An 11980-nucleotide genomic window follows, 5' to 3' on the forward strand; every position below is an offset into this window, starting at 1 on the left:
TCACTGAGGCTGGAACTTTTTTCTCCTTACGTCTCTGTGCCCTCTGTGACTCTGTGTTTACTACTGCGGTCGCTAGCGGAGCGCCGGCGGTCCGGCATCGAGGACCTGTGAGTTCGACGCCGCGTTGCCGAACAGGTCGAAGCGGTCGAACGTCCACACAACCCGCTTGGACTCCGGCTCGATCTCGATCAGCAGCGGGTTGTCGGGCCCCGCGTGGCAGTTGCCGATCACGTAGTTTCCGCCGGGGAGCACCTCGAGCGTGGTCACCCAGGCGAGCGTGACGCCCGGCAGGTCGTGCTGGTCGAGCCGCCAGACGACTTCTTTCTGAGGAGTCACCTCGATGACGCCGTGCCCGTTGCCGGTAGCGATCAGCGTGCTGCCGCCGGCGAGCCGCAGCGCCGCGAACGCCTGATTGCCAAACGCCTCGGGCCCGTGCCCATCCGCGCGGGCGCGCCCGAACAGCGGGACCGGGTACTCCCATACGACGTCGCCGGTCTGGCCGTGGTACTCGCGCACCACCCCCTCCCCTTCGTGGCAAACCAGGTAGTTGCCGCCGGCGATCTTCCGCACCAGGCGCGTGTCGCGGTGCGCGTCGGGCCGGGCGATCTTCAGCTTGACCTGATGCACGATGGCGCCGCTGCGGTCGACCTCGATGATCCTGCCGGGCCCCGATTCGGCGATCATCACCCGGCCGTCCGCCAGCGGCTGCACGGCGTGCACTTCTACCGGCCGGCCGGCGTTGCCCCCGGCCGAGGCCGAGTCGTAGGACCAGACCACTTTCTTCTGGATCGTATCGATTTCGACAACGCGTCGCATGCGGTCTTGCGTGAGGATGTTGCCGCCGGGGAGCACGTGGAGGTCGTGAATGGGTCCCCAGGGCATCTCCCACTCCACCGCGCCATCGGCGGCGACGATCGCCAGTTTTCCTTCTCCCTGCATCAGCACTCGGTGGTCCGCGTGGCCGAAGCCAGCGGGGCCGAGCAGGAAGGCGATCGCCAGCAGAGTGACGTAGCGGGTTCGCATGGCGCTCTCAGTCTTTCTGAACGAGGGGAGTTTGCGGCACGTACCCGCGACGGCTATATTGCGTGCTATCGCACTTTTCTTTTGGATTCGCGCAATGAAACTCTACGTTGCTTGCCTTCATCTTACTCTCCTGACTACCGCCTCCGCAGGGCCGGCCCTGACGACCCACGACTGGCCTACCGCGCCCGGCCAGGGGGTTCTTTCGCCGCACTACCGGGTTTGGGCCCGCGTGGGCGACGGGCCCGAGCAAGAAGTCCAGGTGCTCAAGTCGGACGCCATCTACGAGGGGGGCCAGTACGTGGACGGCGAGGCCTCCGACCTCAAGGGACGCACGTTCTCGTTTGCTTCGCTGGGCTACGACCCCGCCGGGGGGCCGCTCAGGGTGCGGGTCGAGCGCCTCTCGAACGAGCCCGTGGAGGGGGTCCGCCTCGCTCCGCGGAGCTACGGCCTGACGCCCGAAGCAGCAGACGACCGGCAGAGCGTCGGGTTTACGCTCGACCGGCCGCAGCGGTACGTGGCGGTCGACTTCGAAGCCGCCGACAACCGCACCACCCGCCACGGCTGGATCAAGCACATGCTGTGCGTGCTGGTCGATCCGCCGGAGCGCGACGCGCCCAAGCCGGACGACGCGGGGGTCGTGGTCTTCTCCGCAGACGCCGACGCAGTGGCGCTCGCCGCCGCCCGGGTGATCTACTTCCCGCCCGGCTACTACAACCTGGCGAAGACCGCCCAGCCGCAGGTCATCCAGGGGCAGGGCGGCTTGGTGCTGCGGGAGGGGCAGTCGGCCTACCTTGCCAGAGGAGCGTTCGTCGAAGGGCACATCGCCGGCCGCGGCGACAATCAGCGCGTCTACGGCCGCGGCGTGCTCTCCGGCCGGCAGTACTCCTGGGACAAGAGCGTGCGGCGGAGCTTTGTCCACCTGGGCCACAACGCCGTGGTGCAAGGGGTGACCATCATCGAGGCGCCGCTGCACGGCGTGGTGTGCGGCGACGACTCCTTGATCGAGGACGTCAAGATCATCGGCTGGCACTGGAACAACGACGGCTTCCGCCCCGGCTGGCGCACCGTGGTGCGCAACTGCTTCATGCGCTGCGCCGACGATTTCTTCTACAACTTCGCGCTCAAGGTGAGCGACTGCGTGCTGTGGCCCGGCCACAACGGCAGCATCATGACCTACGGCTGGCGCGACTACACCACCGGCGGCTCGGTGATGGAGGACATCGACATCATCAACCCGGAGTGGCTGACGCTGCAGAACAACAACGGACTGGTCATGAGCCAGACGCTGTACAGCTTCCGCCCCACGGGCGAGACGACCGTCTTCCGCAGCATCCGCATCGAAGGGAGCATCCCGGCGCTGTTCAACATCAAGGCCAACCGCCGCGAACCGGGCGAGTATCCGCCGGCGCTGGCGCCGGGCCAGGCGAAGCGTCTGGGCTACATCGGAGACATCCTGCTGGAGGACGTCACCGTCGACCATCAGTTCGGCCGGGGCGTGATCCAGGGGGGCCCCGGCGCGGTCGAGGGGACCGAAGCGGTATGGCCCGCCAAGAACATCGTGGTGCGCAACGTACGCATCGGCGGCGTTTGCCTGGATGATTCGACCAAGGACCGCTTCATCCAGATCGACCCTGCGACCACCGAGAACCTAGTGTTCGACGGCTGCAAACCAACCCAGCCGTAACCCAGGCGAGCCGCCGGCGTCAGCCGACGGAGGTTTCGCTTGTTCTACTCCGCCGCCTTACGCCGGCGGCTCGCCTGGGGTGGGATTGGCGGCCGTGATCAACGGCTGGACCGCCAGCCCCACCAGGAACACCGTGAGCGTGCCGACGACCATCGTCATGTGCACGTGCAGCGGGTAACGCCACGCGGCGGGCACCTCGATGAGCTGCGGCGCCGAGCACCACAACACCACCAGCACCCCCACCGCGGCCGCGATCGCCGCCGCGGCGTTCTTGACCCAGCGGGCGAACTGCCCCAGCAAGAACAGCCCCAAGATGCCCCCCGCGAAGACCCCGGAGAGCGCCCAGTACGCGTCCAGCACGCTCTCGGCGCGCATCAATAGCAACGCGATGGCGACGCCCAGCGCGCCCACCACCGCCGTGGCGCCGTACAGCACCGCCATCGACTCGCGCTCGCCGCAGCCGGGCCGCAGCATCCGCTGGTAGATATCGATTAGCACGACCGTGGCGGTGCTGTTCAACGAGGTGTCGATGCTGCTCATCGCCGCGGCGCAGATCGCGGCGATCAGCAGCCCCGTGGCGCCCGCGGGGAGCCCGTGCACGATGAAGTGCGGCAGCACGCTGTCGGCCACCTCGCTGTCCGACAGGCTTGCCGGGTCGACCGCCTCGCCGCCGGCGGCGCTACGCCGCTCGGCCACCTGCTGCTGGACGTCCGCCAGCATCTGGGGGTGGGTTTGGTAGTATGCAAACGACGCCGTGCCGATGGCGAAGAACAACGCACAGGTCGGCACGTAGAGCGACACCCCCAGCCACAGGCTGCGCTGCGCCGCCTGGGCGCTCCGCGCGGCGTGGTAGCGCTGCACGTAGCCCTGGTCGATGCCGAAGTTGCGGAGGTTCTCTACCAGGCCGTACAGCAGCGGGACCCAAAAGGTGGAGCGGACGAGGTCGAGGTCGAGGCTGCCGAGCGACGTTTTGTTCGCTTCCCGGGCGATCTGCAGCGTCTGGCCCGGCCCCTCCGGCATGCCCCCCAGCAGCAACCCGAACAGCACCAGCGCCCCCGCCAACAACACCACCGCCTGCACCACGTCGGTCCAGATGACCGCTTCGATGCCGCCGATGGCGGTGTAGACGGTCACCAGCACCCCCGCGGCGATGATCACGTAGTGCTGCGGCCAACCGGTCAGCGTTGAGAGCACCAGCGACATGCCGAACATCACCGCGCCGACCCGGGCGAGCTGCACCAGCAGGTAGCAGGCGACCCCGTAGGTGCGGGCCCAGAGGCCGAATTTTTCTTCCAGGTGCTCGTAGGCAGAGATCGACCGTCCGGCGCGGTAGAACGGGATAAAGTAGACCGTGGCCAGCAACGCCGCGACGGGGATGGCGAGCGTGAACGCAAACGCGTTCCAGTCTCCGCCGTACGCCTTGCCGGGGTAGAGCAGGAAGGTGTTGCTGGAGAGGTAGGTGCCGAAGATCGACAGGCCGATCGCCCACCCCGGCGCCCCGCCGCCGGCGGTCATGAAGCCGCTGGTGTTGCTGCTGCGGCGGGCAAACCAGCAACCAAACAGGAACACCCCGACCCCGTAGGCCGCGATGACAAACAAGTCGAGTGTGGGGAGCTTCACCGCTGCCTCGCGCTAGACGCGTGAACCGAACTGCTTGCAGTTTCTAGTCCAAGTCAGGCGTTCGGACCAGGAGCGATTTGCCGAAGCCCGGCGGCCCCATGGTTAAGGGCCCCATCGCTGGGAGCCCAGCCGGCGTTACGGCAAGCGCAACGCCTCGATGCTGTCCAGCTCCGGGTTGCCTCCGCGTCGGCCGGAGCCCGCCGCGACGAACAGCCGTCCGTCGAACGAGAGGATCCCCGTGCCGTGGCGACCGCGGGCGAACCGCGGCAGCGAGCGCCACTGGCCCGTCTGGGTGTCGAAGGCCTCGACCTCGTCGTGGGCCAGCGGGCGGCCCGATTCGCCCCCGGCCACGATCAGCAGGTCGCCGACGGAAGTCGCGAAGCTCCCCCCGCGCGGCGTGGGGATGCGGGTGGGGGTCGACCACTTGCCGGTCTCAAAATCGTAGCGGTCGACGTCGTCGATCGTCAGCTCGAACACCTTGCCGGTGTCCTTGCTGGTGGTCCGCCCCCCCGCGGCCCACAGCGCGCCGCCGGCCACCGCGGCGTGGAAGTGGTCGCGGGCGTGCGGCGCGTCGGGGAGCCGCGTCCACTTGCCGGTCTTGAGGTCGTAGCGGTCGAACCAGGGGATGAAGCCCCCGTTGTGCCCGTCAACGATCCCCCCCACCAGGTACAGGCCGCCGTCGTGCAGCACGGCGCCCGCGGCGCCGCGGCGGCGGTCGGCGGGGATCTCGGGGCCCTGGCGCCAGCGGTCTTGCTTGGGGTCGTAGATCAGCACGTTGGCCAGCGGCTTCTCGTTGGGGTACGGGCCCGTCATGCCGCCGGCGATCCAGACCTCGCCGTCCACGGCCGCCGCCTGGAAGTGGTGCACCTCCACCGGCGGGATGGCGCCCTCGGTCCAGGCGTTCACCACCGGGTCGTAGATGCCGATCGACTGCTGGCGTCTCCCCCCCAGCAGGTAGAACTTGCCGCCGCACTCCACGAAGCCGCACTCGTGCCGCTTGTCGGGGACGCCGCGCGGGTCGAGCGTCTGCCACGCCGACTCCGCTGCTTGGTCTTTCACCGGGGCCGATCCCGCGGGCTGGGCCGCCGGGGCCTCGAGCCCGACCGCCGCGGCGAGCTCGGCCGGGAACCGGCGGATCGGGCGGACCCGGATGCGGCGGTACTCGATCTCGGCCGCTTCGGATTGGATCTGGATCTTGCCTTTGGTGAGCGGCTCGAATCCGTCGCCCTTCTTCTGGCGGGTGTTCTCCAGCAGCATCACCGGGACGCCGTTCACGACGTGGATCGCCTTGTCGCCGACCGTGTAGACCTCGACCCGGTTCCACTCACCGTCTGGCCGCTCCGCGTTGGGGCCCCGGCGGGCAGAACCGATCCCCGGGCCGTTGCGGGCCCCGACCACCGTCGACTTGCCCTCCGGGTTGAACCGGTTGCGGTTCTTCCCCGACGGGTTCAGCTTGACGTCTGCCGCCGTGCCGGCGAGCGGGTAGAAGTCGCCGAAGTCTCCCTGCTGCACCTGGCACTCGAGGCACCGCATCCACACTTTCCAGAACGCGCCGTGGTCGCCGACGCAGTGGTAGAGCACGCCGCTGTCCTTGAGCGTGTCTGCCCGGGGGGGCCACTTCTTGTCGAGCCAACGTGTCTCCACGGACAACTGGTAGTCCTCGAACTCTTCAAGCGACGTTAATCCGCCGTAGACCTGGCCGCTGATGTGCAGCACCGTCTCGCCGTCGATCTGGCGGGTGGTGAAGACCTTCAGCGGGTCGTTCCCCAGCCCGAGAGGCTTGCCGGTGCGGCAGTTCTCTGACTTGCCCTGCCACTCGATCGGCGTCGAGACGTGCGGGATGCCCATGTACAGCTCCCACTGGGACAGCTCCGGGTCCAGCAGCTCCCGCCACGGGGCGTCTTCCCCGAGAGCCAATGGCGCAGAAACGCAAGTGGTCGCTAGCAGCAGCAAGATTCGGAGTCGCATGGTCAAGATGAGCACCAACTGGGAGGGGGTGGAACGAGAGGGACAAGAAGCAGCAAGAAAGAGCCGTATCCGGCCGAAGACGCGGGGATAAGTCTGAACCAAACCCACTCTGATAGCAAGTTGGCGGCGCCGCGACCGCGTGGTTCGGGACGGGGCTTGGTTGAGGCCTTCGAATGCGGCCCCCCTGTGGGGTACGATGCGGGGCCTGCCCCGTGCTTCCCACCCCTACCTACGGCTTCCATGGCGCTCGTTCAGCTCAACAATATCTCTATCGGTTTCCGCGGCCCCACGCTGCTGGACGACGTCACCTGCCGCATCGAGCCGGGCCAACGCATCGGGCTGGTCGGCCGCAACGGCGCCGGCAAGACCACGCTGATGAAGCTGCTGTCGGGCGCCCTGACCCCCGACCACGGCGAGCGCTGGGTCGGCCCCGGGGTGCGGGTCGCCCAGCTCCCCCAGAACGTGCCCGAAGGGCTGGCCGGCACGATCGCCGACGTGGTGTCTCAGGCGGCCCACGACCCGCACGACGCCGAGGCGTGGCGCTCCGACCACCGCGTTGAGCGTCTGCTAACCCAGATGTCCCTCGACGGCGACCGCCAGGTCGCCCAGCTCTCCTCCGGCATGAAACGCCGCGTGCTGCTGGCGCAGACCATTATCTCCGAGCCCGACGTGCTGCTGCTGGACGAGCCGACCAACCACCTCGACCTAGAAGCCATCGACTGGCTCGAAAACTTCTTGCTGCGCTGGCCGGCGACGCTGCTGTTTGTGACCCACGACCGGGCGTTCCTGCAGAACCTGGCGACCCGCATCCTGGAGATCGACCGCGGCCGGCTGTTCGACTGGTCGTGCGACTACCCGACGTTCTTGGAGCGGAAAGAAGCGGCGCTCGAGGCAGAAGAGAAGCAGAACGCGCTATTCGACAAGCGGCTGGCCGAAGAAGAGGTGTGGCTCCGCCGCGGGGTCAAGGCGCGGCGTGCGCGTAACGAGGGACGCGTGCGGGCGCTGATGCAGATGCGCGACGAGCGCAGCCAGCGCCGCGCCAAGGTCGGCACCGCCCGCATCGAGGCGCCCAGCGGCGCGGCGAGCGGCGCCCTGGTGGCCAAGGTGGAGGGCGTCTCGTTCGCCTTCCCCAACCGCACAATCGTCGACGACTTTTCAACCACCATTATGCGGGGCGACAAGATCGGCCTGATCGGGCCCAACGGCGCGGGCAAGACCACGCTGCTCAAGCTGCTGCTGGGGCAGCTCAAGCCGCAGTCCGGCTCGGTGAAGCTGGGCACCAAGCTCCAGGTCGCCTACTTCGACCAGCTCCGGCAGACGCTCGACGAGAACGCCACCGTGCAGGACAACCTGGGCGCGGGGGGCGAGACGCTCACCATCGACGGCAAGCCGCGGCACGTGCTCTCCTACCTGCAAGACTTTCTGTTCTCTCCGGAGCGTTCCCGCACCCTGGTGAAGGTGCTCTCTGGGGGCGAGCGCAACCGCTTGTTGCTGGCGCGGCTCTTCTCGAAGCCGGCCAACGTGCTGGTGATGGACGAACCAACCAACGACCTCGACATCGAAACGCTGGAGCTGCTGGAGTCGCGGCTGGTGGAGTTCGAGGGGACGCTGCTGCTGGTGAGCCACGACCGGGCGTTCCTGAACAACGTGGTCGCCAGCACGATGGTGTTCGAGCCCGAGGGGGTGTGCGAGTACGTGGGGGGCTACGACGACTGGGTCCGCCAACGCAAGCAGAAGCCCGCCGCGCCCGCCGAACCCGCCGCCAAAAAGACCGCCAAGGCGCCCGCCGCCCCGGCGCCGAAGAAGCAGAAGCTTTCCTACCAGGACCAACGCGACCTCCAGCGGCTGCCGGCGCGGATCGAGAAGCTCGAGGCCGAGATCGCCAAGCTGCACGAAGCGATGGCCGAGCCCGGCTTCTACCAGCAGCCCTCCGCAGAAATAGCCGCCGCACAGGCCGACCTGTCGAAGCTAGACGCCGAGCTGGCCGGCGTTTACCAGCGCTGGGAAGCGCTCGAAATGCTCGCCAACACGTAGGCCGGAACAAACGAGCGGAGCGAGCGTGGTTCCGGCAGGCCCCCAGAGCAGGCGGGCAGGCCCCCGGAGCAGGCTGCGCTATGGAATCAAACGACCCCGCTGCACGCCGGAACGGCGCCCGCTTGCGCGGGCTTGTTCCGGCCTACGGGCCTTTTGTCTGGTAAGATAGTGGGGCTGCTGTTGACGCTGAACGCCGCGATCTCCGGGAACACTACTTATGAGACTTGCTCTTCTTCGCTGTTTGACGCTCTCAGGCGTGGTTGCTCTGGCGCTTCCAAGCACGGCCGCCGAGCCTGCGCGTCCTAACATCGTGTACATCTTCGCGGACGACATGGGTTGGGGCGAAGGCCAGTTCAACAACGCCGACTCGCCGATCAAGACACCCAACCTCAACGCCCTGGCCGCCAGCGGCGTGAACTTCACCCGCCACTACTCGGCCACCGTCTGCTCGCCGAGCCGCAGCATGCTGATGACCGGCCTGCACACCGGCCACGGGTCGAACGACCGCAACGCCAACATCGGCGCGGGCCTGCTGCCGGAAGAAAAAACCGTGGCCGACGTGCTTAAGTCTGCCGGCTACGCCACCAGCATCTTCGGCAAGTGGGGCTGGGGGGGCTCAGGCGGGAGCGGCGAGCTGCGTCCCAACCCCACCATCGAGCGCGCCGCTACGCTGCCGCAAAACAAGGGGTTCGACGAGTTCTACGGCTACCTCAACCACGGCCGGGCCCATTCCTATCAGGTCGATTCGCTCTGGACGACTGTCGAGCCCGCGGACGACGACAACGACGGCGTGGATGAGATCGGCGAGAAATACCAGCCCCAATCGGACCACGGGCTGTGGCTCGAGAAGACCGGCAACAACCCGGCCAACCTGCACGCGGCGTACACGCACGACATCGTGGGCCTGAAGAGCGAGGCGTACGTCCGCGACCACGCCGGCAAGGCCGAGCCGTTCTACATGCAGGTGAACTACACGATCCCCCACTTCGACCTCGACGAGATCGCTGCGGTCGGTCCGCTGCTGAACCTCGAGGGAGAAGAGATTGCTCCGGCCGGCCTGGGCGCCTACGCCAACGCCGCGGGCATGAACGAGAAGGAACAGAAGCACGCCGCCATGGTGTCGCGGATGGACGCCAGCATCGGCTCGCTCGTCGCGCGGCTCAGCGATCCAGACGGCGACGGCGACACGTCGGATTCCATCCTGGAGAACACGGTCGTCATTTTCTCCTCGGACAACGGCCCCACCCCCGAGGACGGCCTGGGGAGAGAGGGGCTGTTGAACCTCGACCTCACCGCCGGCCTGCGCGGGGGCAAGCGTGACTTGTTCGAGGGGGGGATCCGATCGCCGCTGATTGTGCGTTGGGACGCGGAGCTGGGGCCCGATGAGCGCGGCAAGACCAACGCCACGCCGACCGACCTGTGCGACTTTATGGCTACCGCCGCGGAGCTGGCCGGGGCCGACGCGCCGGCCGGCATCGACGGCGTGTCGCTTGCCAGCACGCTTACCGGCCGTGGGGCGCCGCGTCCGAAGAAGATGATCGTCTCAGAGAACTTTGAGAGGAGCCAGACCGGCAACCCGACCGCCAGTTGGACGATCATCCGCGGCGACCAGAAGCTGATTAAGCTCCGCGACGGCGAGTTTCGGCTGTACGACCTGGCGACCGACCCGACCGAGTCGAAAGCGATCGATCTGACCGACCCGACCAAGAACGCGCAGAAGAAGGTGCTCGAGCGGGCCGCGCTGCTGCAGGGCGTCGGCGAAGACGACGACTGGTACGTCGCCAACCCCGCTTGGGCCGGCCCGGACCTGCGGCACCTGACGCCGGGCGACTACAACCTCGACGGCGCCGTCGACGCGGCCGACTACACCGTGTGGCGCGACACGCTGGGTCAGAAGGTCCCCCCCTACACCGGCGCCGACGGCAACGGCGACGGCGTAGTGGACCAGGCCGACTCCGAGGTGTGGAAGCAAGCGAGGTAGTGGGGTGTGATGGAGCGCAGCGGAATCGCACCTTGGATGTAGCAATCTAAACAGCGGTAACGCCTACGGGAGTTGCGAAGCGCCCGACAGGCCCTAGTTCGCGCGACGTCGCTAGCGATCCGCTGATGCGGTCCGTTGCTGACCAGACTTTTCGCCAGGGCGAGGCAAGGTGCGACTACGCTTCGCTTCATCGCACCCTACGCGACGAGCCCCCTCAGCGTACGCAGGTTGATCACGTCGAGGTCTTCGCCGTCTTCTTCCCCCTTGGGCGTTTCGAGGTACATCGGCGTCTTCTTGAACCGGCGGTCGTTCAGGAGCAGCCGGAAGGGCTCTAGGCCCAGCTCGCCCCGGCCGATGTGGGCGTGGCGGTCGACGCGCGAGCCGAGCGGCTTGAGGCTGTCGTTTAGATGCAGCGCCTTAAGCTTGTCGTGGCCGATCAGCTTGCCGAACCGGGTCATCGTGGCGCGGTAGCTCTTGGGGTCGCCGATCGCGTAGCCGGCCGCGAACACGTGGCAGGTGTCGAGGCACACCCCCAGCCGGTCGGGGTCGGCCGAGGCGTCGATCATGCCGGCCAGTTGCTCGAACGTGCAGCCGAGGCAGCTCCCCTGCCCCGCCGTGGTCTCCAGCAGAAGCTGGCTCTTGCACCCGGGCGCCTGGCCGTGGACCTCGTCGAGCGCCGCGGCCACGCGCGCGATCCCTTCTGCTTCCGAGCTGGTGGTGTAGGCGCCCGGGTGGACCACCACGTACGGCACGCCGAGTTGCTCGGCCCGCAGCAGCTCGACGATCATCGCGTCGATCGACTTGGTCCACAGCTCCTGGGCCGGCGAGGCCAGGTTGATCAGGTACGAGGCGTGCGAGATCGGGTGGCCGATCTGCTGCTCTGCCATCGCCGCGGCGAACCGCCGGACGTCGTCTTCGACGATCGGCTTGGCCCGCCACTGGTTGTTGTTCTTGGTGAAAAGCTGCACGCACTGGCAGCCCGCCTTAGCTGCGGCGTCGACGGCCTTGTAGTAGCCGCCAGCGATCGACATGTGGGCGCCTAAGATAGCCATGCGTGGGAGGGTAGTGGCGCAGGGTTGAGGGGGATAGGGGTGGGGTTTAGACTTTGGCGAAGTAAAGCAGTGATTGTCGCCGCGCCGACCGTAGGTCGGCTGCTGCTGGGCGGGTTTTGTCCTCTTGTAGATGTATCCTATGCAACGCACTTTGATTCTGTTGAAGCCCGACTGTGTTCAGCGCCGCTTGATGGGGCGGATGATCACCCGTTTTGAGGAAAAGGGGCTCAACTTCGTGGCGATGAAGCTGATCCGCATCACGCCGGAACTCGCCAAGCAGCACTACGCGGAGCACGTCTCCAAGGGCTGGTACCCGACGCTCGAATCGTTCGTCACCGGCGGCCCCGTGCTGGCCGCGGTGGTCGAGGGGCTTGAGGCGATCCAGGTGGTCCGCGACATGCTGGGTGCCACCAGCGGCCTGAAGGCCGCGCCGGGCACCATCCGCGGCGACTTCTCCAGCAGCCAGCAGATGAACCTGGTGCACGGCTCCGACGGCCCCGATGCGGCCAAGCGCGAGATCGCCCTGTACTTCAAGCCGGAAGAGCTGATCGAAGACGCGCCGACGCTCACCAAGTGGCTCCGCGCCGCGGACGAGTAAGCGGGAAGAGAAATGGAACC

8 protein-coding genes are annotated in these 11980 nt (G+C 67.4%); 4 read left to right on the plus strand and 4 right to left on the minus strand.

Going from position 1 to position 11980, the window contains the following annotated elements; genetic code table 11:
* Positions 1–72 precede the first annotated feature (72 nt).
* Entirely contained in the window at positions 73–1023 is a 951-nt protein-coding gene (locus Pla175_RS16045) for an outer membrane protein assembly factor BamB family protein (RefSeq protein ID WP_145287182.1), read from the minus strand.
* 94 nt (positions 1024–1117) lie between these two features.
* Between Pla175_RS16045 and Pla175_RS16050 the strand changes: the two genes are divergently transcribed.
* Entirely contained in the window at positions 1118–2707 is a 1590-nt protein-coding gene (locus Pla175_RS16050) for a glycoside hydrolase family protein (protein WP_197526901.1), read from the plus strand.
* Positions 2708–2764: 57 nt separating this feature from the next.
* On the opposite strand, the gene Pla175_RS16055 is transcribed toward Pla175_RS16050, so the two are convergent.
* Together Pla175_RS16055 and Pla175_RS16060 are read right to left on the minus strand one after the other, a co-directional pair.
* Positions 2765–4327 (minus strand): sodium:solute symporter family transporter, encoded by a 1563-nt coding sequence (locus tag Pla175_RS16055; protein ID WP_145287189.1) that lies wholly within the window; start codon positions 4325–4327, stop codon positions 2765–2767.
* A gap of 135 nt (positions 4328–4462) precedes the next feature.
* Positions 4463–6295, minus strand: coding sequence for a Kelch repeat-containing protein (locus Pla175_RS16060; protein WP_145287192.1), 1833 nt, complete (start codon positions 6293–6295; stop codon positions 4463–4465).
* Positions 6296–6535: 240 nt separating this feature from the next.
* On the opposite strand from Pla175_RS16060, the gene Pla175_RS16065 reads away from it, so the two are divergent.
* Entirely contained in the window at positions 6536–8329 is a 1794-nt protein-coding gene (locus tag Pla175_RS16065) for an ATP-binding cassette domain-containing protein (RefSeq protein ID WP_145287196.1), read from the plus strand.
* Between the two features lie 217 nt (positions 8330–8546).
* Entirely contained in the window at positions 8547–10310 is a 1764-nt protein-coding gene (locus Pla175_RS16070; RefSeq protein ID WP_145287199.1) for a sulfatase-like hydrolase/transferase, read from the plus strand.
* 197 nt (positions 10311–10507) lie between these two features.
* Here Pla175_RS16070 and Pla175_RS16075 read toward each other — a convergent pair whose 3' ends face one another.
* Positions 10508–11362: a deoxyribonuclease IV gene (locus Pla175_RS16075; RefSeq protein ID WP_231953930.1), complete on the minus strand. Its 855-nt coding sequence runs from the start codon at positions 11360–11362 to the stop codon at positions 10508–10510.
* Between the two features lie 139 nt (positions 11363–11501).
* Here Pla175_RS16075 and ndk point away from each other — a divergent pair, with 139 nt between their 5' ends.
* Positions 11502–11960, plus strand: a complete 459-nt coding sequence (ndk, locus tag Pla175_RS16080; protein ID WP_145287203.1) for a nucleoside-diphosphate kinase — start codon at positions 11502–11504, stop codon at positions 11958–11960.
* Positions 11961–11980: the final 20 nt, after the last annotated feature.

The sequence above is a fragment of the Pirellulimonas nuda genome (genome assembly GCF_007750855.1).
Classification (GTDB): domain Bacteria; phylum Planctomycetota; class Planctomycetia; order Pirellulales; family Lacipirellulaceae; genus Pirellulimonas; species Pirellulimonas nuda.